At 61.0% G+C, this 24,301-nt stretch carries 26 protein-coding genes; 3 read left to right on the top strand and 23 right to left on the bottom strand.

What is annotated here, in order from left to right; all coding sequences use genetic code 11:
• Positions 1-226: 226 nt before the first annotated feature.
• The 4 genes from LB551_RS21420 to LB551_RS21405 all read right to left on the bottom strand — a co-directional run bounded on the left by LB551_RS21420 (position 227) and on the right by LB551_RS21405 (position 4,124).
• Positions 227-787, bottom strand: coding sequence for a PQQ-dependent catabolism-associated CXXCW motif protein (locus tag LB551_RS21420; RefSeq protein WP_224660367.1), 561 nt, complete (start codon positions 785-787; stop codon positions 227-229).
• Positions 784-1,677: a substrate-binding domain-containing protein gene (locus tag LB551_RS21415; protein WP_140552458.1), complete on the bottom strand. Its 894-nt coding sequence runs from the start codon at positions 1,675-1,677 to the stop codon at positions 784-786. Before LB551_RS21415 ends, LB551_RS21420 begins: the two co-directional genes overlap by 4 nt.
• The gene (locus LB551_RS21410; protein ID WP_140515133.1) at positions 1,649-2,173 is read right to left on the bottom strand and encodes a c-type cytochrome, methanol metabolism-related; all 525 of its coding nucleotides are present in this window, start codon (positions 2,171-2,173) and stop codon (positions 1,649-1,651) included. The genes LB551_RS21415 and LB551_RS21410 overlap by 29 nt, the downstream gene beginning before the upstream one ends.
• A 175-nt stretch (positions 2,174-2,348) precedes the next feature.
• On the bottom strand, positions 2,349-4,124 hold the full coding sequence (locus LB551_RS21405; RefSeq protein WP_319023031.1) for a methanol/ethanol family PQQ-dependent dehydrogenase: 1,776 nt from the start codon (positions 4,122-4,124) through the stop codon (positions 2,349-2,351).
• A gap of 812 nt (positions 4,125-4,936) precedes the next feature.
• On the opposite strand from LB551_RS21405, the gene LB551_RS21400 reads away from it, so the two are divergent.
• Positions 4,937-5,290 carry a hypothetical protein gene (locus tag LB551_RS21400; protein WP_224628511.1) on the top strand — a complete coding sequence of 118 codons (354 nt, stop codon included), beginning with the start codon at positions 4,937-4,939 and terminating at the stop codon, positions 5,288-5,290.
• A gap of 52 nt (positions 5,291-5,342) precedes the next feature.
• On the opposite strand, the gene LB551_RS21395 is transcribed toward LB551_RS21400, so the two are convergent.
• The 6 genes from LB551_RS21395 to LB551_RS21370 form a co-directional block, all read right to left on the bottom strand.
• Entirely contained in the window at positions 5,343-6,371 is a 1,029-nt protein-coding gene (locus LB551_RS21395) for a quinoprotein dehydrogenase-associated SoxYZ-like carrier (protein ID WP_224628513.1), read from the bottom strand.
• Positions 6,325-7,266 carry a quinoprotein relay system zinc metallohydrolase 2 gene (locus tag LB551_RS21390; RefSeq protein ID WP_224660366.1) on the bottom strand — a complete coding sequence of 314 codons (942 nt, stop codon included), beginning with the start codon at positions 7,264-7,266 and terminating at the stop codon, positions 6,325-6,327. The genes LB551_RS21395 and LB551_RS21390 overlap by 47 nt, the downstream gene beginning before the upstream one ends.
• Positions 7,267-7,331: 65 nt before the next feature.
• Positions 7,332-8,072 carry an ABC transporter ATP-binding protein gene (locus LB551_RS21385; protein ID WP_140552511.1) on the bottom strand — a complete coding sequence of 247 codons (741 nt, stop codon included), beginning with the start codon at positions 8,070-8,072 and terminating at the stop codon, positions 7,332-7,334.
• A complete protein-coding gene (locus tag LB551_RS21380; RefSeq protein WP_224519073.1) occupies positions 8,041-8,787 on the bottom strand; it encodes an ABC transporter permease in 747 nt (248 codons plus the stop codon). The genes LB551_RS21385 and LB551_RS21380 overlap by 32 nt, the downstream gene beginning before the upstream one ends.
• 77 nt (positions 8,788-8,864) lie before the next feature.
• A complete protein-coding gene (locus tag LB551_RS21375; RefSeq protein ID WP_224660365.1) occupies positions 8,865-9,851 on the bottom strand; it encodes an ABC transporter substrate-binding protein in 987 nt (328 codons plus the stop codon).
• A gap of 31 nt (positions 9,852-9,882) precedes the next feature.
• The gene (locus LB551_RS21370) at positions 9,883-10,092 is read right to left on the bottom strand and encodes a hypothetical protein (RefSeq protein WP_140552462.1); all 210 of its coding nucleotides are present in this window, start codon (positions 10,090-10,092) and stop codon (positions 9,883-9,885) included.
• 361 nt (positions 10,093-10,453) lie between these two features.
• On the opposite strand from LB551_RS21370, the gene LB551_RS21365 reads away from it, so the two are divergent.
• On the top strand, positions 10,454-10,834 hold the full coding sequence (locus LB551_RS21365; RefSeq protein ID WP_224660364.1) for a c-type cytochrome: 381 nt from the start codon (positions 10,454-10,456) through the stop codon (positions 10,832-10,834).
• 48 nt (positions 10,835-10,882) lie between these two features.
• Here LB551_RS21365 and gph read toward each other — a convergent pair whose 3' ends face one another.
• From gph to LB551_RS21315, 10 genes are read right to left on the bottom strand one after another with little or no spacing between them, the layout of a single operon-like run.
• Entirely contained in the window at positions 10,883-11,584 is a 702-nt protein-coding gene (gene gph, locus LB551_RS21360) for a phosphoglycolate phosphatase (RefSeq protein WP_224660363.1), read from the bottom strand.
• On the bottom strand, positions 11,581-12,138 hold the full coding sequence (locus LB551_RS21355) for a thioredoxin family protein (RefSeq protein WP_224660362.1): 558 nt from the start codon (positions 12,136-12,138) through the stop codon (positions 11,581-11,583). The genes gph and LB551_RS21355 overlap by 4 nt, the downstream gene beginning before the upstream one ends.
• Positions 12,139-12,159: 21 nt before the next feature.
• Positions 12,160-12,846, bottom strand: coding sequence for a ribulose-phosphate 3-epimerase (gene rpe / locus LB551_RS21350; protein WP_140560476.1), 687 nt, complete (start codon positions 12,844-12,846; stop codon positions 12,160-12,162).
• 60 nt (positions 12,847-12,906) lie between these two features.
• Complete coding sequence (cbbX, locus tag LB551_RS21345) at positions 12,907-13,845, bottom strand: CbbX protein (protein ID WP_224628534.1); 939 nt, start codon at positions 13,843-13,845, stop codon at positions 12,907-12,909.
• A 7-nt stretch (positions 13,846-13,852) separates the two neighbouring features.
• Entirely contained in the window at positions 13,853-14,287 is a 435-nt protein-coding gene (locus LB551_RS21340) for a ribulose bisphosphate carboxylase small subunit (protein WP_140498220.1), read from the bottom strand.
• A gap of 18 nt (positions 14,288-14,305) precedes the next feature.
• Positions 14,306-15,799 carry a ribulose-bisphosphate carboxylase large subunit gene (locus LB551_RS21335; RefSeq protein ID WP_224628535.1) on the bottom strand — a complete coding sequence of 498 codons (1,494 nt, stop codon included), beginning with the start codon at positions 15,797-15,799 and terminating at the stop codon, positions 14,306-14,308.
• A gap of 21 nt (positions 15,800-15,820) precedes the next feature.
• A complete protein-coding gene (gene fba, locus LB551_RS21330) occupies positions 15,821-16,900 on the bottom strand; it encodes a class II fructose-bisphosphate aldolase (protein ID WP_224660361.1) in 1,080 nt (359 codons plus the stop codon).
• Positions 16,901-16,911: 11 nt separating this feature from the next.
• Entirely contained in the window at positions 16,912-18,918 is a 2,007-nt protein-coding gene (gene tkt / locus LB551_RS21325; protein ID WP_224660360.1) for a transketolase, read from the bottom strand.
• Positions 18,919-18,928: 10 nt separating this feature from the next.
• Entirely contained in the window at positions 18,929-19,801 is an 873-nt protein-coding gene (locus LB551_RS21320; RefSeq protein WP_140552471.1) for a phosphoribulokinase, read from the bottom strand.
• A gap of 8 nt (positions 19,802-19,809) precedes the next feature.
• The gene (locus LB551_RS21315; protein ID WP_140552472.1) at positions 19,810-20,856 is read right to left on the bottom strand and encodes a class 1 fructose-bisphosphatase; all 1,047 of its coding nucleotides are present in this window, start codon (positions 20,854-20,856) and stop codon (positions 19,810-19,812) included.
• A 123-nt stretch (positions 20,857-20,979) separates the two neighbouring features.
• Between LB551_RS21315 and LB551_RS21310 the strand changes: the two genes are divergently transcribed.
• Positions 20,980-21,912, top strand: a complete 933-nt coding sequence (locus LB551_RS21310) for a LysR family transcriptional regulator (protein WP_224660359.1) — start codon at positions 20,980-20,982, stop codon at positions 21,910-21,912.
• Positions 21,913-22,007: 95 nt separating this feature from the next.
• Here the strand turns inward: LB551_RS21310 and LB551_RS21305 are convergent, their stop codons facing one another.
• From LB551_RS21305 to LB551_RS21295, 3 genes are read right to left on the bottom strand one after another with little or no spacing between them, the layout of a single operon-like run.
• Positions 22,008-22,634, bottom strand: a complete 627-nt coding sequence (locus LB551_RS21305) for a hypothetical protein (RefSeq protein WP_224660358.1) — start codon at positions 22,632-22,634, stop codon at positions 22,008-22,010.
• Positions 22,634-23,509: an ABC transporter permease gene (locus LB551_RS21300; protein ID WP_411970957.1), complete on the bottom strand. Its 876-nt coding sequence runs from the start codon at positions 23,507-23,509 to the stop codon at positions 22,634-22,636. Before LB551_RS21300 ends, LB551_RS21305 begins: the two co-directional genes overlap by 1 nt.
• On the bottom strand, positions 23,506-24,294 hold the full coding sequence (locus tag LB551_RS21295; protein ID WP_224628542.1) for an ATP-binding cassette domain-containing protein: 789 nt from the start codon (positions 24,292-24,294) through the stop codon (positions 23,506-23,508). The genes LB551_RS21300 and LB551_RS21295 overlap by 4 nt, the downstream gene beginning before the upstream one ends.
• Positions 24,295-24,301 lie beyond the last annotated feature (7 nt).

The following is a 24,301-nucleotide window of genomic DNA, read 5'->3' as shown; positions in this document are numbered from 1 at the left end:
ATTTCCATGCCCGCGGCAACCTGGCACATGGTCGGTTTTTTCCAGTTCTTCTTCATGACATTTCTCCTCTTATACCAGTCCGAAGGGACCGATCCCTGTTGTTAGCCAACCATTGCAGGGCACCGAAGCAATGGCTCGTCCATCACGTCTCAAATGGACAAACGAAAAAGTAGGTTTTGAAAAATCGAAAAGCAAAACTACCGGGAATAATTTGCATAACATTCCTTCAATTGTTCGTTTCATACGGTTTTTTCACCTCCAGCGGAAGATTTGCACCTTCCCATCCATCAGCACCGAGTGGATACCAGATTACCGAACTGTAGCCCCACTCGATCGCCCGTTTGGCGGCATTCCAGGACATCCAGCAATTCGTCATGCAATAGAACAGAATCGCTCGCGACTTGTCCGTGCCGGCCTTGGCTTCGAGGCCTTGGCGAAAATAGCTGGTGGTCTCCTGCGAAATAGCGCCGTATCCCACGTTGGCCAGCCATGTACTGCCTGGAATGTCCTTTCTAACCTTGTCTCTCCATATCGTTCCTGCCGGTAAATTGGTCGGCTTGGGCGTATTCGGCATCACGTCGAAGAAGACTGCTTTCTTCGCTCGCCACAGCGCTTCAGCTTCCGCCGTCGTCACCACCCTGGCGCCTCGCAGCGTCGGCGGCACCGGCGCCCGATAGTCATCCATCCGGTACCCGCTGGGTTCGGCGATCTCGCCAGCGCGCGTCGGTTCGACCAGACCCATAAGGCTCGCAGCGACCAGCAAAAAAACAGCCTCCTTTCCCTTCATTGGGTGATCGGATTGTCGTGTTCATCGATCAGCGGCACATTGTAACTCAGCAGGAGCCTGTTGATCTCCGCCTGGTTTTCCCTGATCACCCGGTTGAGCGTCCGCTTCCATTCCTGGTCGGACGGACGTACGCCCATAGTGATGCGGTAAGACATGCGGGAGCCGGTTTTTTCCTTTAGCAGCGGAACAACCGCCACATCGGCTCCAAGTTGCTTGGCATAGTAGCCTGCCATCGGTCCCCACAGGACCGCCGCGTCGATCTTGTGGGCCAGCATGTCCTTGATCATGACCTCTCCCATGGAGGGGGTGACACGCGTATCCACCGCAAGCGGATAGATCTTGGCGGTCCGCAGAAGCTTGTTGGCGGCCATATTGGCGGTTGGCGGCGTGCGCTCGACAACCCCGATCGTCTTGCCCGTGAGTTTTGGATCCTCGATCGTTTCGACGCCTTCCATATCGTTGCCTTTCGGGTAGACCAGCACATAGGCGGAGCGATAGTAAGCGTTGGTGTTCTGCACCAGTTCATCGCCTTGGGCATAGCCCATGATGATGTCGCATCGGTTGGCCCCCAGCGTGTTGCGAACGAAGCCGGTGACAAGTGGAAACCAGGTGTAGGCGACGGACTTCCGTCCGGTTTTCGCTGCTACCAGTTCGGCAAGTTTGTTTTCGAAGCCTTCGCCGCTCTTGTCGGTGAAGGGCATATTCGAAGGATCGGCGCAGACGCGCAGAATGTCGGGATCGACCAGTTCTCCCGCCGCGCCGAGGCCGGCGCCTTGCGCCTGCGCGTTCGATGGCAACAAGGCCAGCGCGCCGAGAATCGGCAGAACGACGCGCAGTTTCGATGCACCGCAGCCGTTCATGTCATCCGCCCATGCAGGATGCTTCGGCATCCTTCGCCGCCTGCGGCTTGTCTTCGTGCTTGGGCGGCCTGCCGCGTGGCGCCGCACCATCGGCGCGCGCGCGCAGGTAGACATAGAGATCGTCCAGGTAGCAATAGACGTTCTTGTTGTCGCCAAAGGCAGGCATGACGTTTTCCTTGCCGCCGCCGACATTCTTGCGGCCCTCGGCGACGATCGAGAGGAACGTGGCGTAGTCCATGGTTTTCAAGCTGTTGACTAGGGCCGGCGCATAGCTCGAACCTGTCGCATCCTGTCCGTGACAGACATGGCAATCGGAGTGATACCGGCGGTAGCCGCTGAACGTGTACCAGTCGACGGTTCCGTTCTCGATCTTGTAGGTCGGATTTCCATCCGCATCCAAATACTTGCCGCCTTCTTGCTTCACCGCCTTGGCTTTTTCCATGCTGTCCTCGGCCCACGCCACGCCTGAGCTTGCCAGAGGCAGCAGAGCCAGGACGAAAGCCGAAATTACAATGCGAACGGACATTCAGACGCTTCCTTCATTTGCCGTGGACACGGTTTTGCTGTCGTGGCCGGCATTGATCGGTGTGTTGGGGGTGCAACCGCATCGAGAGCCCGGCCATGGTTTCGGATGATCCGGGCTCTCGTTTTCATGCCTCCGGTCCAACAAGACCTGAGGCGTGCTTAAGGTTCCCCGCCCGTCAGTCCGGGAGACCGAAGACGGTGAGCTGACCGCCCAGCGTCGTATAGTCGGCAAGTGCCGCATAGCCGCCGACGGCACCCAGGCCAGCGGTACCAACGACCGCGGACTGATCGCCTTGCGCACGGCCCTGATCGACGGCGCCATGCCAGGCAGCGGCGTTGTCAGGCGAAAGCAGACCGCCTGCCAGACCGATGCCTGCCCACCCGCCGACGCCGGACAGAACGGCGATGTACTGCTTGCCGTCATGTTCGTACGTGGTGATGTTGCCGATGATGCCGGACGGGGTCTTGAACTTGTAAAGTTCCTTGCCGTCCTTATCGACCGCCTTGATGTAGCCTTCGAGCGTACCGTAGAAGACGACGTCGCCATCTGTCGCCAACGCGCCTGACCACACGGAGAACTTCTCAGGCTTCGACCAGACGATCTCGCCCTTGGCCGCATCCCAGGCAATGAAGTTGCCCATGCTGCCGTCGCCGCCAGGTGCCGGGTACATCGACACGGTGGCGCCAACATAAGGCTGACCGGCGGTGTAGCTTACCTTGTAAGGCTCATAGTCCATGCAGACATGGTTGGTCGGAACATAGAACAGACCCGTCTTCGGCGAATAGGCAGCCGGCTGCTGATCCTTCGTTCCAAGCGCCGCCGGGCAAATACCCGTCGAGTTGGTGTCTTCGCCATTCTGCTGGGTCGAATATTTCGCCACGACCTGCGGGCGACCATACTGTTCGCTCTTTGGGTCCATGACGACTTCCGTCGCCCAGTTCACCGCTGGATCGTATTTTTTGGCGACGAGAAGCTCGCCGGTGGCGCGATCCATGGTGTAGGCGAAACCATTACGATCGAAATGCACCAGCACGTCGTGTTTGGCGCCATTGACCTCCATGCCATCGACGAGGATCATCTCGTTGATGCCGTCATAGTCCCATTCGTCATGCGGGGTCATCTGGTAGAGCCATTTGGCAACACCGGTATCGGCATCGCGGGCCATGATCGTCATTGACCAGCGGTTGTCGCCAGGCCGTTGGACCGGGTTCCACGTCGAGGGATTGCCGGTGCCGTAGTAGACCAGGTTCAGCTTGGGATCATAGGAATACCATCCCCATGTCGTGCCACCGCCCGTCTTCCATTGCTCGCCTTCCCAGGTGTTGGTGCCGGAATCCTTGCCTACCGGCTTGCCCAGCTGCGTGGTTTTCTCGGGATCGATCAGGGTGTCGGCGTCTGGACCTTCCGAATAGGCTTTCCAGGCAAGTTTGCCGTCTTTCAGATTGTAGGCGGCCAGCCAGCCGCGAACGCCGAATTCGGCGCCGGACACGCCGATGAGTACCTTATCCTTGACCACGACGGGGGCAGCCGTGCCGGATTCGCCCTTGCCGCCGTCGGTCATGTCGCCATTCTTGACCGACCAGACGACCTTGCCGGTCTTTGCATCGAGGGCGACGACCGTGGTGTCGGCCTGATTGAGAATGATCTTGCCGTCACCATAGGCAACACCGCGGTTGACCGTGTCGCAACACATGATCGGAATGACATTCGGATCCTGCTTGGGCTCGTATTTCCAGAGGATCTTCCCGTCATTCTTGAGGTCGAGCGCAAAGACATTGTTCGGGAAGGGCGTATGGACATACATCACATCGCCGATGATCAGCGGTCCACCCTCATGCCCGCGCAGCACGCCGGTGGAAAAGGTCCATTTGACCTGCAGGTTTTTCACATTATCCGCAGTAATCTGGTTGAGTTTGGAATAGCGGGTGTTGGCGTAGTCACCCGTCTGCATCGCCCAGTTCTTCGCATCCGAAGCGAGCTTTGCAAGATCCTCGTTAGCCGACGCCGTATAGGCCGCGCCGAGCGACAGAAACGCCGCAGTGGTTAGAATATACGTAGCTTTCGTAAGTACACGCATCCGAATTCCTCCCGGGGTTCACAGTGATGAATCGACTGTTAGGCCCACAAGGGCTCGCCCAAGCGATTCACGGGGGGGAAATATTTCCGGCAGCGTGTCACGACCTAAGCCAGATGTGCAGAGGGCACCGTTACTGCCCACCTCACTTTGGCCTACGAAAGACTGTCGCCGCTCCCTAATGACGGTGACGCCCTTGAAGCCGGAAACAGGGAAAGGCTATGTCATCCCAAAAGGCTAGGCAAGAAAAAAAGGCCTAGTGCATTGTTGCACCGCAATACTCTAAATGATGCACTGCAATATACAGAAATGAACAGAGCTACAAGCCTAATATGAAGTGTTTTGCGCCCCCGGGGAGACCGAGAACGGTATTAAAATAGTCTTTCTGTCGATCTTTTGATTCTAATATACACTGAGGTTATTTGCTAATGTTTATCGATGCCCATCGTGGATGGCATGTGAAAAGTCTCGTCGTTCCCCGGTATTGAGCGAGATACGAAGCGGTCGTGGGAGCCTGGGCGCGGAGCCGGTCATCAAGTCGTCATGCACAGCTATCGCTCGTGGACAGCCCTTTCCTCCTTTGGTCGTATACGGAACCCATGGGTGCTTGACTGGCTTTACGGCGCGTAGCCAACTGGCACGCCGATCCCGTCCGGGCGCGTCGAACCCGGACCAACCGGAGGTTCCTCATGATCAGATATGTTGGATTTTCGACCTTGCCGCTGCTCTTCACCGCGACATTGGCCGTCGCAAACCCGGCGGGCGCTGCGGGAGACTATCCCACAGTAACGGTTGTCGACTACGTGCTCGGCTGCATGCGAACGAACGGCCAGACGCGTCAGGCTCTGGAAAGCTGTTCCTGCTCGATCGACGTCATCGCCTCGATCCTTCCCTACGACCACTATGAGACGGCTGAGACCTTCAAGAGCATGTCTTTGACAACGGGGGAAAACGCAGGGCTGTTTCGCGAAAGCGCACCGGCGAAGGCAGCCCGTACCGAGCTGAAGCGTGCGCAGTCGGAAGCCGACGTGCGTTGCTTCTAAAGATCAAGCGTGGCCATCGCGGTGGCAGTGCGGCATATCATATTTCGAGACTTCAGAGCCCCGTTTTCTCCAGCGGCCACTGATTGCGGAATACCTTGCCATCCGTATCGATCGCTTCGACCTGGATTTCACCATTGCCGTGCGCCGTGAAATCGAATCGGAAATTGGGGTCTTCCGAAATCGATATTCCACCTTCCATCGAGAGGATCGGCCGGCCGGCTTGCGAGATCGACAGCTTCTGAACAAAATGCGCGGGAATGAAATACTGTGTCAGTGGATCCCGCTGCAGGCCCGAATTGTTCGGGTGGCGGATCATCAACTGCAACTCCTCTGCCTTGCTCATCGTCTCCTGGGGTGGGAACTGGCGTAACTTCATCTGCCCCATCGTCGCCATGGCCTCGTCCTGGTTCTTGACCGCAGGGGCGGAGCAGCCGCCTGACGCCTTGACGAAGGTCTGAGCCATGTGGAGTTGGCCGCCTTGAGTCTCCGCTATGGCACGCAAATAGGAATAGTCGTTGACGCGCACGCGTGTCGACAGATGTGTCACGCCGGCGTCCTTGCCGATCTGGAACGTTGCCGCCACCGGCGCAGGATTGGCGTCGATGATCAAGGTCACGGATTTGATGCCGTCCGGTGCCCTGGCTGGGTCGACATAGATGTCGACAGGTACGATGGCGGCATCTTGCGCCCGCTTTGGCGCTTCGATCCTGACGACTCCGGTATCGATCAGAATAGCCCGGTCGCCGAACACGTCGCCTTTCAAGTCTTCCCAGATCTTCTCCGAAGAAGCCGTTGTTTGCTGTGCGTTCGCGGCTGAGGAGACGCCGAACAGCGTACCGATGGTCAAGATGATTGTGGACAGGAACGATGCAAGCGACAAGGCGAACTGCCTGCTCGCGTAAGCGTGATTTTGCATTTCGATGCCTCCACCAATGCAACAGAGGTGGTGCCCAGGCTGGCTTCTAGAATATGCCTTTGATGACGCGTTGGCAAATCGCCCCAATTCCATGATCTCTGGGGCATGTCGGTGTGGTTTATTCCCATTCGAGTTCAGCAAAAGCAGCCGTTGCGTTGCGCTCATTGTAGTCGTCGAACAGGTGCCATTTGCCCCGTTCGCTTCCGGCGGCGGTTTTGACGGCCTCTCGGAGCGGCGTCCCGTCGGCGATCGCTTTGCGGATATCGCGCGCCAGTATCTCGAAATAGCGCCGTTCTCCTGCCAGCGCCTGCGGCCAGTCGGCCGGTACCGGGCCATGACCCGCAACGACGCGCGCGGCGCCGATCGCCGCGAGCGCATCCATCTGGCGGAGCCAGCCAAGCAGCGATCCGTCGAGCGTCGGCAAGGAACCCATGAACACGAGATCGCCGGCAAAGAGCGTGCCGGTCTCGGGGTCGAAGACGGTCAGGTCGTTGTCGGTGTGCGCAGCCTTCCATGCCCGCAGTTCGAGCATGCGCCCACCGAGGTCGAGTTCCAGGCGATCGTCGACCAGCATCGCCGGCGAAACGATCTCGACTCCCTTCATGAGCGCTTCGCCGACCTGTTCGCGATAATTGTGCAGATAGAACGCGCCCCGCGCCTCGAGGGCACGCGGCAGATTGCGATGGCCAACGATGGTCGCGCCGATCTCCCGGAATGCCGCATTGCCGAAAATGTGGTCGGGATGCATGTGGGTGTTGATCAGGAAGCGAACCGGTTTTGCGGTTATCTTTCTGATCGCGGCGAGGAAGGCGTGCGCCTCGATCAGGCTGCCGCCACTGTCGATGACGGCAACCGCATCGGTGCCGACGACGACGCCCAGATTGCAGATTGCACCGTCGTTGGTTGCGGTCATCAATTCATCCACGCCCTGAAAGGCGAAGACGCCGTCGGCGATTTGGCCAACCGAGAACCGCAGGCTGCCGGCCGCGGCCAGGGCGGCTCGTCCGAGGCAGCATGGCAGCAAGGCGGCGCTGGCGGCGGTGCAGGCAAAGCCACTCATAACCCTGCGTCGTAGCCGATCAATCGACATCGGGTCCTCCGATATGCATTTCGCCATCAGGGCGGTCAGGTGACGCCCGGAAATCTTTGACGGAACGACCGCAGAAGGTCGCTCATCACCTGTGAATTGCGGTGTTGGCGAGGCAGCCGCACATCGAACACGCCGAGCACATGTGCTGGTCGCGGCGCGAGCACGATGATGCGATCCGACAGCATCAGCGCCTCGCGTAGATCGTGCGTTATCATCAAGGCGGTCGTAGGCCGTGCCGACCACACCGACAGAAGCAGGTGACGAAGCCGCTCGGCGGTCCGGTGGTCGAGCGAGACAAAGGGTTCGTCCAGGACAAGCATCGCCGGCTCGGTAGCGAAGGCCCTGGCAAGCGCTGCCCTGCGCGCAAGGCCGAGTGACAGTTCCGCAGGATAGAGCGAGCGCATGCCGGCGAGGCCGAGAGTTTCAAACAGATCGTCGAGGTTCTTCGTTCTCAAGCTTTTCGGCAACGCCAGCCTGACATTCTGCTCCACCGTTCGCCACGGCAGCAAGATCGGCTCCTGGAACACGGCCGCGATGCGGTTGGAGCCTCCTTGCGGCAACTGGAAGGATCCGGAAAAATCCTTGTCCAACCCAAGCAGGATACGCAGCGTCGTGGTTTTGCCGCAGCCCGACGGCCCCAGCAAGCAGGCGAATTCGCCTTGCCGGACCTCGAAAGAAAGGTCCTGAAGCGCCGTGATCGAGACGCCTTGCGCGGACCTGAAAGTCTTTTCAGCGATATCGACCCTAAGCGGGACGACGGCGCCAACGGGTTGCATGTCGTTCAACGGGTTGCACCAGAAGGAGTTCGATGACGAGCATCACCGCCACGAAAGCCAGCGTGTAGGCAAGAATGGCGGCGACGTCGAAGAGCTGGAAATAGAGATGGATCTGGAAGCCGACGCCGTTGGAGCGGCCGAGCAGTTCGACGACCAGGACGATCTTCCAGATGAGGGCGATGCCGGATCGTGACGCGGCGGCAAGATAGGGTTGCAATTGCGGCAGCAGGATGTGGCGGATGCGATCGAGAGGGCCGAAGCGATAGACGGTGGCCATTTCGGCATAGCTCGGATCAAGCGCCCTGGCGCCCTCACGCATCGTCACCACGACATTCGGGATTTTGTTCACCGCCACCGCGCCGATCGCCGCCGCCTCGTTGAGGCCGAACCAGATGTAGCCGAGGACGATGACCACCAGCGCCGGGATGTTGAGGAACAGAATTACCCATGGATTGAAAAAGCGGTCGGCGCGACGATAGCTGCCGAGCAAAACGCCGATGACCGATCCGATGATCATCGCGACGATATATGCCGCGGCGACCCGGCCGAGGGTCGCGCCGAGATGATAGAAGAGGTCGCCGCTCGCAGCCTCCCTGAGGAGCACCTGCCAGACCTGTCCCGGCCCCGGGAGGGCACGGCTCCGCCAGACACTCGCCGCAAGGCTCCACAGCAGGCAAAGCCCGAGCAAGGACACCGCCACGGTCAGAGCGGGCATCAGCGTTGTCGCCACCCTGGCTCGCCCGGACATGCTCGTCGGGGCACCTCGCGTGCCGTTGCTGGTTTCCGGTGCGGTCATTTTGCGCGGTCCTGCCAGAATGTGCCGGGCGCCATCTCGGGCGCGCTGCCGACCAGCTTCGCGCCACCGATCGCCGCCAGCACATGATAGAGCCTGCTGGCGTCGGCCGCTTCCTCGGCGACCGCCCGCCTGGGGATGCCCTGGCGGTAGCGGTCGCGCAGTTTTTCCAGTTCCTTGCCTTCCGCGCGAATGATCGGCGCCAGGCGTAGCCACTCCTCGTCGGATCTCGCCAGCAAGTCCTTGGCTTGCGCGGAGGCCCTGACGAGGCCCCCGGCGGCATCGGGGTTCTCGTTCGCCCATTGGTCATGGAAGACGTAACCGAGTGCCGACACAGGTCCCAAGGCGCCGAGCGCCCGCGCCGCATCGTTCACGCCGATCAATCGACGAAAGCCGTTGGCCTCGAGTCGGGCGCAGAAATGCCAGAAATTCAGCACCGCATCGAGTTCGTCCTGCATGGCCTTTTCCGAAATCAGCGGTGGCGCCCCAAAGATGATGTCGCTGCTTGCCAACAGGTCGATCCCGTAGTCGCGTCTGGTCAGGGCCTGTATCAGGAGCCAGTTCTTGTCGAGCGGACCACCCGCGACACCGATCTTCCTGTGCTTGAGGTCGGCGACCGTCCGGATCGGCGATCCCTCCTTCACCATGATCGCCCCCACAGCGGTCGAATAGGGGGCCAATGTGAGGTCGCCGCCTTCCGACCGTTGGCGCGAGACCCATAGCCAGTCGGAGACGATCATGTCGATCGCACCGGCCAACAGCGCGACGTTGGTCGCGTCCTCCCCGGCGAAATCGATGATCTCCAGATCGATCCCGTTCGCCACATCGAATTTGTGTTGCCTCAGCGTGTCGAGTTCCCAACTCACGGTTCCAAATTTCAGGACGCCGATGCGAATCCTGGCTGCTGCAAAGACAGGCCTGGCGGCAAGAACAGCGACTGTGCCGAGAACCGCTAGACGCAGCGTGTTGCGCCGTGAAATCATCATGACACCTTCTCCCTGGGCTCCAGGACGTCAATCAGATCGCTCGTTCCTTGCTCGGAAATGCGCATTTCCAGCGCATGACCTTGAGGGTCGGGTGTTCCTGAGACCATTTCGCGATCTCGCTGGGCGCAAGGAACATGCATTGGAGCAGAGAGCCGCGGCTCTCGAAATAGAGGTGTTCGTCTCGGCAATTGCCCGGATTGGTGCTGAGGCACACCGTCAATATGAGATCGACCATATCCATTTAGCACCTCTTGCGCTCCGCGACGCCTGTCTCGACTGGTCCGGCCCAGTGAGGAGCCTGGACAGAATCGCCAGTTGCCGGATTCCCGAGGTGCCAGTGGAGAAACCGGAATGTGTTGAAGCTACGCATTCGCCCGATGGCCGTCAACAAAGACGAATACCGGTACCCTGGGGACCCAAGCCTCTGTACCTTTATACGATTGACTTTCACCGCACGCCAACTAGCTTTCCGATTCACGCGGCGCCGCTTCACAAAGGGGAAGCGGATACTCCACTCCACCGCGTAAGGTGCATGCCAACGGATGAAAGATCGGCATGTGCAAAATCGTCCAGGGCACCCAGACGATCCATGAGGAAATGCCATGCGCGCAATCGCATTTTTCGCAGTCGTGTTTGCTATGTCCTTTATCACAAGCCAATCCCAGGCACAGGATGCCGCGGCGGGTGAGAAGGTCTTCGCCAAATGCAAGGTCTGCCATGTTGCCGACCAGGACAAGAACAAGGTCGGCCCGTCGTTGAACGGCGTCATCGGCCGGACGGCTGGCACACACCCGGGATTCAGTTACTCCCAAGCGATGGTCGCCGCAGGCAAGTCCGGCGTCAAATGGGACGAACCCACGCTGACGACTTACCTTCGCGATCCCAAGGCCATGGTCAAAGGAACGAAGATGGCGTTCGTCGGCCTCAAGCAGGACCAAGACATCGCCAACGTCATCGCCTATTTGAAGCAATTCTCGAAATAGCGGCGGCGCCGGCCGTTCGAACTTGCGTCCGGCCGGCGTTCGCCCCGATCAAGCACCGGCTTGCAGCCCCTGCATCGCCGCAGGCAGGTCGAAAAGGCTGTCGCAAACCTGGTCGGCGCCAAGCTCTTCAACCGGAAAATGGGCGTATCCGCCGCGCAGCAGAATGACGGGCATGCCGGCGGCGCGTGCGGCGCCTGCGTCGGCGCCACTGTCTCCGACCAGCAGCGCGTCACAAGGGTCGACTCCAAGCTGGGCGAGCGCCAGCAGCAGAGCATCGGGCGCGGGTTTCAGGCATGTCACTGCGTCTCCGCCAATGATCGCACCGAAATATTCCGTCAGCCCGAAATGCAGCAGGATCTCGCGAGTCGCCAACTGCGGTTTGTTGGTTGCCACGCCCATGGCCACTCCCTTCGCGTAGAAGTGTGTGAGAACCTCCCTGACGCCAGGCATCAACCTTGTCAGGCCGGTCAGATGTCGGCTGTAGATCGGCGCCATGACGCGGTTGGCTTCATCGAGCGCGTTGCCGAGGAGCGGCGTCCCCGATGCCGCGAAGGCCCGCTCGATCAATTTCCTGACGCCACCACCGATCATGGCCTTGACCTGGTCCAGGCGCAACGGCGGCAGATCGCGGCTGGCCAACAACTCGTTGACGGCGGCCGTTATATCAGGCGCCGAATCGACCAACGTGCCGTCGAGGTCGAACAGGATCGCCTTCGGCAGTCGAAGCGACCGACCTGCGCCGACATTCATACAGCATCCTTCCACTTGATCGAGCAGCCGATCGAGGCGATCTGGTCGAACGGGCCATCGCCGGTTCGGGCAACCTGCTTCATCGCCTCGAACAGATCGCGTCGCAGCCCGAGCGGTCCGGATTCGCGTCGCGAGGCGTCCAGCCGGCCGCGATATTGCAGTCTCAATTCGCTGTTGAACCCGAAGAAATCGGGAGTGCACACCGCTGAGTAGTCGCGCGCTACAGTCTGTGCCTCGTCGTGCAGGTAAGGGAAGCTGAAGCCGTTCGTCATGGCGAAGCGCTTCATTTGGTCGAAGGAATCGTCCGGGTAGGCGTCGGCATCGTTGGAGTTGATCGCGACGAAGCCGATACCTTCGGCCTTGAGATCATTGGCGTCGCGCACGATGCGAGAGATCACGGCCTTCACATAAGGGCAGTGATTGCAGATGAAGGCCACGACCAGGCCATTCGGGCCGGCGTGACCGAAGATGGAATGCGACGTGCCGTCGACGCCGGGCAAAACGGCATCGATGGCGGGCCAGCCGAAATCGCATACAGGCGGGACCGCAGCCATGTTCGTCTCCCCGACAACGGTTTACGCGGCTTTCCGGATCGCGCCATCGGCCGCCTGTCTGATGGCGCCGATATTGGCACGATAGGCTGCCTCGGTGCCTCCCTTGAATACAGCCGAACCGGCGACCAGTACGTTGGCGCCAGCCGCGGTGACCAGCGGGGCGGTTTCGGCCGTGACTCCGCCGTCGATCTCGATGTCAATCGGGCGATGGCCAACCAAGGCCTTGATCCGTCTGACTTTCTCGACGACCGCGGAAATGAAGGCCTGGCCGCCGAAGCCTGGATTGACCGTCATCAGCAGCACCAGATCGAGCCGGTCGAGCACATACTCGATGACACTCTCCGGCGTCGACGGATTGAGCGACACCCCGGCCTTCTTGCCAAGATTCCTGATCGCCTGCAATGAGCGGTCGAGATGCGGTCCAGTCTCGGCATGCACCGTGATGATGTCGCAACCGGCATCGGCGAAGGCGGCCAGATAGGGGTCGGCCGGCGCGATCATCAGATGGCAGTCGAAGACCTTGTCCGTTCGGCCACGGATCGCCTTGATGACCGGCGGACCGAAGGTGATGTTGGGTACGAAATGCCCGTCCATCACGTCGAGATGGATCCAGTCGGCGCCCGCCTGAACGACAGCTTCGACCTCGTCGCCGAGCCGCGAGAAATCCGCGGAAAGCACGGAGGGCGCAATGATTGTCCTGGTGACCATGGTCGTCGTCTCCAATTTCTGTCTTCCATCTCGGGTCGCCCGCCAGCCGGCTTCGTCCTGTCAGTGCGCCTTCGTCTCCGGTTCGCCTTCGAGCTTCCCTTCCGCGAATACGCGGCTGCCGCGGATATCGGATTCCTCGATGGTGATAAGGTCTGCCTTGGTCAGGGCACGGCTTCGCGATGCGAAAAGCCGATTGGCCTGGCGAAGCCGCGCCCGGTCCAGCCCATTGCGCACCGAGCGCGCGTTGGAGAAATGCGGCAGCCTCATGCGGATCGGAAGATACTCTTCGAGGGCCTGGGCGGCCGCCTCGCTGAGGCGGTAATTCTGCTCCGCCAGCATGATTTCGGCGATCGATTTCAGCTCGCTGACACCGTAGTCGGGAAAATCGAGGTGGTGGGCGATGCGCGAACGCATGCCGGGATTGCTGTCGAAGAAACGATCCATCTTGTTCTTGTAGCCGGCAAGGATCACGACCAGGTCGTCGCGGTTGTTTTCCATGCATTGCAGCAGGATCTCGATCGATTCCTGGCCGTAGTCGCGTTCGTTCTCGGGCTTGTAGAGGTAATAGGCCTCGTCGATGAAAAGCACGCCGCCCATGGCACGCTTAATCACGTCGCGCGTCTTGGGTGCGGTGTGGCCCACATACTGGCCGACGAGATCGTCGCGCGTCACCGCGACCATGTGGCCTTCGCGGACATAGCCGAGGCGATGCAGGATTTCGGCCATCCTCAGCGCCACGGTGGTCTTGCCCGTGCCGGGATTTCCCGTAAAGTTCATATGCAGCGTCGGTGCGCCAGAGGTCAGACCGAACTTGCGGCGAAGCCGGTCGACCAGGAGAAGAGCCGCAATCTCGCGGATGCGGTTCTTGATCGGCTTCAGGCCAACGAGTTCGCGGTCGAGCTTGTCCATCACCTCGTCGATGTTGGACGCTTCGAACTCGGCCTGCAGATCAACCGACTCGTCCTGCGCGCCAGCGCCCTTCGCTATCGTGTCCAGCATGGCTCAGCTAGCTCCGCTCGCCCTCGGGCCTGTCGGTCGCATAAGGCACGATCGAATAACCCTGGCTGCGGCCGTCACGCTCTTGGCGCAGCAGCCGGAACCCGGGTTCGCTGGGCGGCCGGTTGACGATGAACGACATGCGCGGCGCTTCCCATCCCTTGGTCGAATCGAAGGCGGTTACCCGGACATACATGTTCGGACAGGCTTTCCGGCAAGCGTTGACTTCAAGCAGGATGCCCGCCGGGTCTCTCAAGTCGAACATCGGGTTGCCGTACATTTCCCAATAGGTGTTTCGCGGATGCGGATCGTCGGTGTACTCGACGCTGACGGCCCAGTGGTTCTTCAGCGCGTATTTGATCTGCGCCGAAATCTGCTCATCAGTCAGGTCGGGCAGGAACGAGAACTGTCCCTGCGTGACCTTGTTTCCCGGGTTGGTCATCATGGCGACGGTTCCTTTCTTCTAGAAGCTGGGCGTTGCGGTTGGCACGAAGTCGGCCGTGTCGGTCGATTCATAGTTGAAGGTGACATCCTTCCAGGTCTCCAGGGCAGCCTTCAGCGGGGTGCACCATTTGGCCGCCTGTTCGAGGATTTTGGTTCCTTCGCGCAAATAGTCGCGTCCCTCGTTGCGGGCCAGGATCATCGCTTCCAATGCAACGCGATTGGCCGTCGCGCCTGCCTGGATGCCGTCGGGATGGCCGATCGTGCCGCCGCCGAACTGCAGGATGACGTCCTCGCCGAGATAATGGATCAACTGGTGCATCTGGCCGGCATGGATACCGCCCGAGGCGACGGGCATCACCTTATTGAGCGAGGCCCAGTCCTGATCGAAGAACAGCCCGGTTTCGAGGTTCTGCGGCGTGCGCTCCTCGCGCAGCGTGTCATAAAACCCCTTGATCATGAGCGGGTCGCCTTCCAGCTTGCCGACCACAGTGCCGGCATGGATATGGTCGACGCCGGCCATGCGCATCCATTTGCAGATGACGCGAAAATTCATGCCGTGGTTCTTCTGGCGCGAATAGGTCGAATTACCGGCGCGGTGCAGGTGCAGGATCATGTCGTTGCGGCGTGCCCACTTGGCCATCGACTGGATCGCCGTGTAGCCGATGACGAGGTCGATCATGATGATGCAGGAGCCAAGCTGTTTGGCGAATTCGGCGCGCTCGTACATCTCCTCCATCGTGCCGGCGGTGACGTTGAGATAATGGCCCTTGACCTCGCCGGTGGCAGCTGAAGCCTTGTTCACCGCCTCCATGCAGTAGAGGAAGCGGTCGCGCCAGTGCATGAAGGGCTGCGAGTTGATGTTCTCGTCGTCCTTGACGAAGTCGAGGCCACCCTTCAGCGCCTCGTAAACGACGCGGCCATAGTTGCGGCCTGACAGGCCGAGCTTCGGCTTCGTCGTCGCGCCGAGCAGCGGACGGCCAAACTTGTCGAGCCGCTCACGCTCCACCACGATGCCGGTTGCGGGTCCCTGGAAGGTTTTGAGATAGGCGACCGGGATGCGCATGTCTTCCAGCCGCAGCGCCTTTACCGCCTTGAAGCCGAACACGTTGCCGATGATCGACGCGGTCAGGTTGGCGATCGAGCCCGGCTCGAACAGGTCGAGGTCGTAGGCGATGTAGGCGAAGTACTGTTGCTCGGTCTTGGTGCCGGGACCGGTGTTTGGAACCGGCTCGGATCTGAACGCCTTGGCGCGGTAGAGCTCGCAGGCCGTCAGCCTGTCGGTCCACACCACGGTCCAAGTTGCGGTCGACGATTCACCGGCGACGGCGGCCGCTGCCTCCTCGTGGTCGACACCGGGTTGCGGCGTGATCCGGAACATGGCGATCAGATCGGTCTCCTTGGGCCTGTAGTCCGGCTCCCAGTAGCCCATCTTCTTGTAGGGAATGACCCCTGACTTGTAGCGTTCCTTGCCTTCCTGGAGCGTACCCGCTGGCAGCATATCGATCTTGTTCATGACAGGTCTCCTGTTTGTTGCTCAGGCGGCTTTCGCGGTTGCGATATGTGGCGCGAGTTTTCCCGCGGCATAGCGTTTGGCCATCTCGTCCAGGGCGATGACCTTGATCTTCGAGGCGTTACCCGCCGTGCCGAAACGCTCGAAGCGGTCTCGGCAAAGATCGTGCAAGGCATCCATGGCGGGCTTCAGGAATTTTCGGGGATCGAACTCGCGCGGATTCTCCGTTGCGACGCGGCGGAACTGCCCGGCCATGGCCATGCGGCAATCGGTGTCGATGTTGACCTTACGCACGCCGTAGCGGATGCCGCGCTCGATCTCCTCCACGGGGACGCCAAAGGTCTGGGGCATCTCGCCGCCATATTTGTTGATGATGTCCTGCAGTTCCTGTGGCACCGAGGAAGAGCCATGCATGACCAGATGCGTGTTGGGCAGCTTCTCGTGGATCGCCTCGATCACCTGCATGGCCAGAATGTCGCCGTCCGGCTTGCGGGTGAATTTGTAGGCGCCGTGCGAGGTGCCGCAGGCGATCGCCAGCGCGTCCACCTGGGTTGCGGCCACAAAGTCGACCGCCTGATCGGGATCGGTCAGGAGTTGGTCGTGGGAGAGCGCGCCCTCGGCGCCGTGGCCATCCTCGGCCTCGCCCTGGCCGGTTTCCAGCGATCCGAGCACGCCCAGTTCGCCTTCGACGGAAGCCCCGACCCAATGCGCCATGCGTGTGACGCGTTCGGTTACGGCGACGTTGTAGGCATAGCTTGCCGGCGTCTTGGCATCTGCCATCAGGGATCCGTCCATCATCACCGAGGTGAAGCCGTGGCGGATCGCGGAAAGGCAGGTGGCCTCGTCGTTGCCGTGGTCCTGATGGATGCACAGCGGAATGGCCGGGTGCATTTCAGTCAATGCCTCCATCATCTTGGCCAGCATGACGTCGTTGGCATAGGACCGGGCGCCACGTGAGGCCTGGATGATGACAGGCGCGTCGCAGGCTTTGGCCGCCTCCATGATTGCGAGGCCCTGTTCCATGTTGTTGATGTTGAATGCAGGGACGCCGTAGCCGTGCTCGGCGGCATGGTCGAGAAGCTGGCGAAGGGTGATGCGGGCCATTGTGGGTCCTCCTAGATGATGAGCTTCAGCGCCGCCGCGGCAACCGCTTCGGACGTTATGTTGAAATGCCGGTAGAGATCGGGGGCAGGGGCGCTGGCGCCGAAGCCGGCCATGCCGACGACAGCGCCCGTCTCGCCGACCCAGCGGTCCCAGCCCAGCCGGGCTGCCGCTTCGACCGCGACGCGTGGCGCGGAGCCGAGAACGGCCTTGCGGGTGGCGTTTTCCTGCTCCTCGAAAAGTTCCCAGCACGGCATCGAGACGACAGCGGCGGCGACGCCATGCTCGGTCTCCAGTCTTTCAGCGGCGGCAACCGCGATCTCGACCTCCGAGCCGGTGGCGATCAGGGTGACGGCGCGGTGCCTGGCTGGCTCGCGCAGGATGTATGCGCCCTGGCTGGAGCGGTTCGCATCGCTGTGCGCCTCACGCAGCATCGGCAGGTTCTGGCGCGATAGCACCAGCACGCTCGGCCGATCCTTGCTCTTCAGCGCAAGTTCCCAGCACTCCGCCGTTTCGATGATATCCGCCGGGCGGAAGACATTGAGGTTCGGCGTGGCACGCAGCATCGCCAGGTGCTCGACCGGCTGATGCGTCGGGCCGTCCTCGCCGAGGCCGATGGAATCATGCGTCATCACGTAGATGACGCGCTGGCCCATGAGCGACGAGAGCCGTATCGCGCCACGCGCATAGTCCGCGAAGCACAGGAACGTACCGCCATAGGGCACGAAGCCTCCATGCAGTGCGATGCCGTTCATGGCGGCGGCCATGCCGTGCTCCCGAATGCCGTAGTGGATATAGCGGCCGGCATAGTCGCTCGGCGCAATGCGGTTCATGCCCTTGGTGATCGTCAGATTCGAGTGCGTCAGATCGGCCGAGCCACCGACGGTCAACTCCGTGGCACCGTTGATGACCGCCAGCGCCATTTCGGAAGCTTTTCGCGTTGCCACCTTTGTTGCCTTCTCGACATGCTCGCGGCGAAAGGCATCGAGCGCTTCGAAGACCGCGTCGGGCAGTCTGGCGGCAACCGCGTTCTCGAAGGCCTCTCGCTGAGGCGAGGCGGCAAGCCGCTGCTCCCAGGCGCCCCGCATCGCTTCCCCGCGGCTGGCAATTTCGCGCCAGGCGAAAAGCACGTCGTCCGGCACCTCGAACGGCGCGAAGGTCCAGCCGATGTTCTCGCGCGTCGCGGCGATCTCTGCCTCGCCCAGCGGCGCGCCATGCGTCTTCTCCGAGCCGCCGAGGTTGGGGGCGCCCTTGCCGATCACTGTGCGGCAGGCAATCAGCGACGGTCGATCCGACCGCCGCGCCGCCTCGATAGCCGCCGCGACAGCTTCCATGTCGTGGCCTGAGACCGTTTGGACATCCCAGCCGGCGGCTTTGAAGCGCGCCGGCTGGTCCATCGACGTGGACAGGGAGGTTGGCCCGTCAATGGAGATCGCGTTGTCGTCCCAGAAGACGATCAGGCGGGAAAGCTTCAGGTGGCCGGCGAGGTCGATCGCCTCGTGGCTGATGCCTTCCTGCAGGCACCCGTCGCCTGCAATCACATAGGTATGATGGTTGACCAGATCGGCACTGTAGCGGGCAGCAAGCATGCGCTCCGCCAGCGCCATGCCGACCGCTGTGGAAATGCCTTGTCCGAGCGGGCCAGTGGTGGTCTCGACACCAAGCGCGTGGCCATATTCCGGATGTCCGGCCGTGCGGCTGCCCAACTGCCGAAACCGCTGCAACTCCTCGATCGGCATGTCTTCATAGCCGAGCAGATAATGCAGCGCGTATTGCAGCATCGAGCCATGGCCGGCTGAAAGAACGAAACGGTCACGGTCCGGCCAGTCCGGCCTGGATGGATCGATATTGATAAAGCGGTTGAACAGCACCGTTGCGACATCGGCCATGCCCATCGGCATGCCGGGATGTCCCGAATTCGCTTTTTGGACGCTGTCCATCGCCAGCACGCGAATGGCGTTCGCCATGTCGAGCTCCGAGACGACGACGGCGGCAGGCTTCAGTGCTGTTTGGCTGGTCATGGCGTCCTCCTCACGACACACGGCTCTTGCGTTCGATCAACTGCAGGATGAGCGGCGTCAGGATCAGCTGCATGGCAAGGTCGAGCTTGTTGCCTGGCACCACGATGGAATTTGGCCGCGACATGAACGAGTCGTGGATCATCGACAGCAGATAGGGAAAATCGATGCCGCGCGGATTGGCGAAGCGGATAACCAGCATCGATTCGTCGGGCGTCGGAATCCAGCGCGCGATGAAGGGGTTGGACGTATCGACAATCGGCACGCGCTGGAAATTGATGGCGGTCTGCGAGAATTGCGGGACAATGTAGCGGACATAGTCGGGCATCCGGCGCAGGATCACGTCCATCACCGCCTCGGTGGAATAGCCGCGTGTCGAACGGTCGCGATGGATCTTCTGGATCCATTCGAGATTGATGACCGGCACCACGCCGATCTTGAGATCCGCATGTTTGGCCAAATTGATCGTGTCGGTGACGACACAGCCGTGCAGCCCCTCGTAGAAGAGCAGGTCGCTGGGAGCGAACTCGCGCCATTCGGTAAAGCTTCCCGGTGGCGTGCCGTACTGCTTTTCCTCTTCCTCGTCATGGATGTAGGTGCGGGTTCTTCCGGATCCCCGGCGGCCATATTCCGCGAACACCTCTTCGAGAATCCCGAGTTCGTTGGCCGCGGCATTGAAGTGGGTGAAGTTCGGATTGCCGGCCTTCTCCTCTTCGGCCACCTTCGCCTTCATCGCGGCGCGGTCGTAGCGGTGGAATGCGTCGCCTTCGATGAACGCGGCCTCGATGTTCTCGCGCCGGAAGATCAGCTCGAAGATACGCTTGACCGAGGTGGTGCCGGCGCCGGACGAGCCGGTGATGGTGATGATGGGATGCTTGGCTGACATGGTGCTGCTCAGGCTCTGAACAGGCCACGGCGGCTGAACAGCGGCGCTCGTTCACCGATGTTGCTCGGCTCGGTGTGGTAGCGGGTGATGCGCGCGACCTCCCGCGCCGACCCGAAGACCACCGGCACGCGCTGGTGCAGGCTGTCGGGTTCGATGTCCAGGATGCGGTTGATCGTATCCGTGGCCGCACCGGCAGCCTGTTCTATGAGATAGGCAATCGGGTTGGCCTCGTAGACCAGGCGCAGCCGTCCCTGACCGTAGCCCTTGCGCCGGTCTCCGGGGTAGAGAAACACGCCGCCACGCATCAATATGCGGTAGCAGTCGGCGACCAGGGAGGCGATCCAGCGCATGTTGAAATCCTTCTCTCGCGGTCCTTCGGTGCCCTCCAGGCAGTCGTCGACATAGAGCCGCACGGCCTCGTCCCAGTGCCGGTAGTTGGCGGCGTTGATGGCGAACTCCTGGGTGCGTTGCGGAATGATCCGGCTCTCGTAGGCCTGGACGAAGGTGCCGAGCCTGGCCGACAGGACGAAGATATGCGTACCGCTGCCGAGTGACAGGACGAGCGCCAGCTGCGGCCCATAGATGAAGAAACCGGCGCCTAGCTGATTCGCGCCTGCCTGCAGGAAAGAGGCGGCCGGATCGGCATCCGGCGCGCCATTTATGGGCAACAGCGAGAAGATCGTTCCGATCGACACATTGGTGTCGATGTTGGAAGAGCCGTCGAGCGGGTCGATGGCAATGGCGAGTGGTGCTTGCCTGTCGAGCAGGACCGGCTGCTCCAGCTCCTCGGAAGCGTAGAGCGCGACCGGAGCGTGGCGCATGGCGTCGAGGAAGATGTCGTCGGAGAAGACGTCGAGATCCTTCTGGACATCGCCGTCGGCGTTGGCGCCACGGGTCCCGGCAAAGGCGGCGCCGAGCACACCTTGATTGATGGTATTGCGGACCTTGCTGGCGGCCTGTGTCAGCTGACGGACGGTCGTTACGACCGCGGAGCGGAGTTCGTCCGGCTGGCCGAGATAGGAGTTCAGAAAAGCGTCGAGCGTTGCCGCTGGCATCGTAACCTCCCGATCCAGCCGCGTCTCCTCGGATCGGCTGGATCGGGGAATGAAAACAAACGACACTCGATAAGTAAAATTCAATAACCTTACGTTGGCACTAAAAATAATTTAGTATGAGGCATGAGAAACCTCACGCTCAAACATTTCAAGACCATCCAGGCCATCATCAAGAACGGAAAAATTGTGAGTGCGGCCAAGGCGTTAGGTCTGTCTCCTTCAGCACTGACAATTCAGTTGCGGCAAATGGAGGAAGAATTCCAACTGGCTCTGTTCGACCGGACGTCTGACGGCATGCGTCCCACTGCCGCAGGTTTGGCGGTCGTTGAGGCGGCGCAGGCTATCGAGGAGCATCTCGGCCTGCTCGAAGACAAGATCGACGCCATCAAGGGCGTTCGTACCGGCAGCCTGAGGCTCGGCGTCGTTTCCACCGCCAAGTATTTCGCGCCGCGGCTGATGGCTGCATTCATGAAGGAACATCCTGACATCGATATGCGGCTTGCCATCGGCAATCGTGCCCAGACCATCGACAACCTCAAGAATCATGACATCGACATCGCGCTGATGGGGCGTCCGGCGAAAGAGGTTCCGGTGCGTGCCTCGGTCTTCGGCGATCACCCGCTGGTCATCATCGCGCCGCCCGAACACCCGCTGGCGGCGGCGCGCGATATCTCCAAGGAGCGCATTGCCGAGGAGCATTTCCTTATTCGCGAGCCCGGCTCCGGAACCCGCATCTCGCTGGAGATATTCCTGAGCGACGTGCCTGGCCGCATCGACGAACTCGGTGTCGAGATGGGCTCGAATGAAACGATCAAGCAGGCGGTGATGGCTGGCCTGGGTATCGCCTTCATTTCTGCCCACACCATCGCTGCGGAAACCGAAGCTGGCCGGCTCGTCATCCTGGACGTCGTCGGCATGCCGATCCGCCGGCAATGGTTCTCTGTGATACGAACCGATCACGCAATCTCGCCGGCCATGGCTACGTTCAACGATTTCCTGATGCGCAAGGGCGCGATGTATCTGCCCCTGTTCGGTAAGCTTTATCCCGATTCCTGAGCGGGATGGGCCGCCGCACGGCGCTCGGAGCGAGACGCCAGACGTGTCGATGACCTAGGGGACGTTAAATCCGTCGCGTGAGGTCGAGTGAAGGTCTATTTCTTCTGACCGAGCGTTTCCGAGACGGTCCTGGACAATTGATAGAGCCGCTGCTCGATTATCGTCGGCACGTCGCAGACATAGGTCAGCGACTGGACACGTTCGTTGAAAATGCGCGTCTCGAAATTCAACTGGTCAGTACGCCGTTCGACTTCGTCCGGATCGGCGTCGGCTTTGGCACGCAGGGCGTCGACGTCGGATGCTTCCTTGCGCAATTCAGCCGCCATTTCGAGCTGCTTGTGGGCATAGCGGGAAATGCCGGAAATCACGTGCGAACGCTCGGCGTCCATGTGATCGAACATTCCCTGCACCAGCATCGCCATCTTTGGTGCGACCTGCTCCGCCGGCAGGGAAGCCGCGTAGTCCTTGATCTCCTTCTGGGCTTCGGCAATCGGCGTCCGTCGGGCCGCCACCGCCTCGACCAGCGCGGAGACGCCCGAATCCTTCGACCAATCCTTCGCTGCCGGGGGAAGCTCCGGTCCATTCCAGATCTGGCCGAGCGAGAGCTGCGGCACCTTGCGCTGCATGCAGGGCCAGTCGGGATCGGTGTTTGCCGCCCTGGCGTCCATCGGGACAAGCATGGCGACCAGAACCAGGGTGTGCACAAGTCTCATTCGCGCCATCAGCCGTTTCCTCCCGTGTCCTGTTTGCGGGTCATCAGGCCGCGCGAAGGATCATATGCAATGATGGCGCCGCCCAGAAACAACAGCGTGCAACCGGCGACGACGCCCAGCGACAGCCAGTCGATCTGCCCATAGAAGGCGAAGCGGATCAGTTCGACGGCATAGGTGAACGGATTGGTGAGGCAGATCTTGTAGAGCAGGGGGCTTGCCTCCTGGATACGCCACAAAGGATACAGCGCCGGAGACGCGAAATAGCCTGGAAAGATGACGAAGTTCATGATGCCGGCGAAGTTTTCGAGCTGCTTGATCATGGACGACAAAAGCATGCCGAGCGCGCAAAGCATCATGCCCGACAGAAACAGTGCCGGCAGCACGTAGAGATAGCCGAGCGGCGGCGCCCTGACGCCCCACAACCAGGCGACGATCAGGAATGCGTAGACTTGCACGATCGACACGGCCACGCCGGCCAACATCTTCGACACCAGCAGGAACCAGCGCGGAAATGGGCTGACCAGCAGGATGCGCATATTGCCCATCTCGCGGTCGTAGACCATCGACAGCGAAGACTGCATGCCGGAAAACAGCAGGATCATGCCGCACAGACCCGGAGTGATGTAGACCTCGTAGAGCACATAGGTCTTGTAGGGAGGGATGATCGACACGCCGAGCACCTGGCGGAAGCCGGCGGCGAAGATGAACAGCCAGACGAGCGGCCGCACCAGTGAGGAAATGAACCGTTCGCGTTGGTGCAGGAAGCGCAGGCACTCGCGCAGGACGATGCCTTTCAGGCAAATGAGATAGTGACGGAGGCCGAATGGTTCAGACCCTACCGGTTTGACGCCGACTACTTTTCCGGGCATCGCAGGAGCGCTCATGACGATGTCTCCGCCATGCCTGCCGCGTCGACGCGGCTGAGCCTCGAAAAGGCATCGCGAATGGAATTTCCTCCATTTGCCTGGACGACATCCGACACCTTGCCCCTGGCGACCAGGTCGCCTCGCCGCAGCACCACGACATGATCGGTATCGTCGACTTCATCGATCAGATGCGTGGCCCAGAGCACGCCGATGCCATCGGTTTCGACGAGCTTGCGGATGGTGGCGAGGATGCCAGCGCGCGACTCGATGTCGAGGCCGACGGTCGCTTCGTCAAGCAGGAGCAGGGAAGGTCGGTGAAGCAGCGCCCGGGCGATCTCGATGCGCCGCATCTGACCGCCGGAGAGGCTGCGCGCCTTGTCATGCTGGCGGCCCTGCATGTCGACAGTGTCAAGCAGCGCGGCGATGCGCTGCCGGGCTTCGCGTCCGCCAATGCCGTGCAGCGAGGCATGGTAGGAGAGATTCTGGTAGACGCTAAGATCGAGGTCGAGCGTGCGCGCCTGGAACACGATGCCGACCCGTCTGAGCGCTTCGCCCGAAGCGCTGCGGATGTCGTGACCGAAGATGCGGATCGACCCGTGACGCGTGTCATAGAGGTGGCTGATCAGGGAGAACAGCGTTGTCTTGCCGGCCCCGTTGAGGCCGAGCAGGACGGTGAACGTCGCCGGCAAGATCGAGAACGAAACCTCGTTGAGTGCCCGCTTCGGTCCATAGGAGTGGCTGACGGCACTGACATCGAGCGCCGCCGCCTCGTCTCCCGGTCCGCTTGTCCTCACATGCTGCATGCCCGGA

Origin of the sequence: Mesorhizobium sp. BR1-1-2 (genome assembly GCF_020165435.1) — a bacterium.
In the GTDB taxonomy this organism is placed as follows: domain Bacteria; phylum Pseudomonadota; class Alphaproteobacteria; order Rhizobiales; family Rhizobiaceae; genus Mesorhizobium.
This window is presented reverse-complemented; position numbering and strand designations above follow the sequence as displayed.

What these genes read in the sequence shown, in the direction of transcription:
- gph (WP_224660363.1), bottom strand. Translation starts at nt 11,584, where the DNA reads ATGAATGTCGGCGCAGGTCGGTCGCTTCGACTGCCGAAGGCGATCCTG.
- LB551_RS21370 (WP_140552462.1), bottom strand. Translation starts at nt 10,092, where the DNA reads ATGGATATGGTCGATCTCATATTGACGGTGTGCCTCAGCACCAATCCG.
- LB551_RS21295 (WP_224628542.1), bottom strand. Translation starts at nt 24,294, where the DNA reads ATGCAGCATGTGAGGACAAGCGGACCGGGAGACGAGGCGGCGGCGCTC.
- LB551_RS21355 (WP_224660362.1), bottom strand. Translation starts at nt 12,138, where the DNA reads ATGGCTGCGGTCCCGCCTGTATGCGATTTCGGCTGGCCCGCCATCGAT.
- LB551_RS21315 (WP_140552472.1), bottom strand. Translation starts at nt 20,856, where the DNA reads ATGCCAGCGGCAACGCTCGACGCTTTTCTGAACTCCTATCTCGGCCAG.
- LB551_RS21305 (WP_224660358.1), bottom strand. Translation starts at nt 22,634, where the DNA reads ATGGCGCGAATGAGACTTGTGCACACCCTGGTTCTGGTCGCCATGCTT.
- LB551_RS21415 (WP_140552458.1), bottom strand. Translation starts at nt 1,677, where the DNA reads ATGCCGAAGCATCCTGCATGGGCGGATGACATGAACGGCTGCGGTGCA.
- LB551_RS21400 (WP_224628511.1), top strand. Translation starts at nt 4,937, where the DNA reads ATGATCAGATATGTTGGATTTTCGACCTTGCCGCTGCTCTTCACCGCG.
- cbbX (WP_224628534.1), bottom strand. Translation starts at nt 13,845, where the DNA reads ATGCTGGACACGATAGCGAAGGGCGCTGGCGCGCAGGACGAGTCGGTT.
- LB551_RS21375 (WP_224660365.1), bottom strand. Translation starts at nt 9,851, where the DNA reads ATGATGATTTCACGGCGCAACACGCTGCGTCTAGCGGTTCTCGGCACA.
- rpe (WP_140560476.1), bottom strand. Translation starts at nt 12,846, where the DNA reads ATGGTCACCAGGACAATCATTGCGCCCTCCGTGCTTTCCGCGGATTTC.
- LB551_RS21320 (WP_140552471.1), bottom strand. Translation starts at nt 19,801, where the DNA reads ATGTCAGCCAAGCATCCCATCATCACCATCACCGGCTCGTCCGGCGCC.
- LB551_RS21365 (WP_224660364.1), top strand. Translation starts at nt 10,454, where the DNA reads ATGCGCGCAATCGCATTTTTCGCAGTCGTGTTTGCTATGTCCTTTATC.
- tkt (WP_224660360.1), bottom strand. Translation starts at nt 18,918, where the DNA reads ATGACCAGCCAAACAGCACTGAAGCCTGCCGCCGTCGTCGTCTCGGAG.
- LB551_RS21410 (WP_140515133.1), bottom strand. Translation starts at nt 2,173, where the DNA reads ATGTCCGTTCGCATTGTAATTTCGGCTTTCGTCCTGGCTCTGCTGCCT.
- LB551_RS21405 (WP_319023031.1), bottom strand. Translation starts at nt 4,124, where the DNA reads ATGCAGACGGGTGACTACGCCAACACCCGCTATTCCAAACTCAACCAG.
- LB551_RS21340 (WP_140498220.1), bottom strand. Translation starts at nt 14,287, where the DNA reads ATGATGACCAACCCGGGAAACAAGGTCACGCAGGGACAGTTCTCGTTC.
- fba (WP_224660361.1), bottom strand. Translation starts at nt 16,900, where the DNA reads ATGGCCCGCATCACCCTTCGCCAGCTTCTCGACCATGCCGCCGAGCAC.
- LB551_RS21395 (WP_224628513.1), bottom strand. Translation starts at nt 6,371, where the DNA reads ATGAGCGCAACGCAACGGCTGCTTTTGCTGAACTCGAATGGGAATAAA.
- LB551_RS21390 (WP_224660366.1), bottom strand. Translation starts at nt 7,266, where the DNA reads ATGAGTGGCTTTGCCTGCACCGCCGCCAGCGCCGCCTTGCTGCCATGC.
- LB551_RS21310 (WP_224660359.1), top strand. Translation starts at nt 20,980, where the DNA reads ATGAGAAACCTCACGCTCAAACATTTCAAGACCATCCAGGCCATCATC.
- LB551_RS21300 (WP_411970957.1), bottom strand. Translation starts at nt 23,509, where the DNA reads ATGAGCGCTCCTGCGATGCCCGGAAAAGTAGTCGGCGTCAAACCGGTA.
- LB551_RS21380 (WP_224519073.1), bottom strand. Translation starts at nt 8,787, where the DNA reads ATGCCCGCTCTGACCGTGGCGGTGTCCTTGCTCGGGCTTTGCCTGCTG.
- LB551_RS21420 (WP_224660367.1), bottom strand. Translation starts at nt 787, where the DNA reads ATGAAGGGAAAGGAGGCTGTTTTTTTGCTGGTCGCTGCGAGCCTTATG.
- LB551_RS21335 (WP_224628535.1), bottom strand. Translation starts at nt 15,799, where the DNA reads ATGAACAAGATCGATATGCTGCCAGCGGGTACGCTCCAGGAAGGCAAG.
- LB551_RS21385 (WP_140552511.1), bottom strand. Translation starts at nt 8,072, where the DNA reads ATGCAACCCGTTGGCGCCGTCGTCCCGCTTAGGGTCGATATCGCTGAA.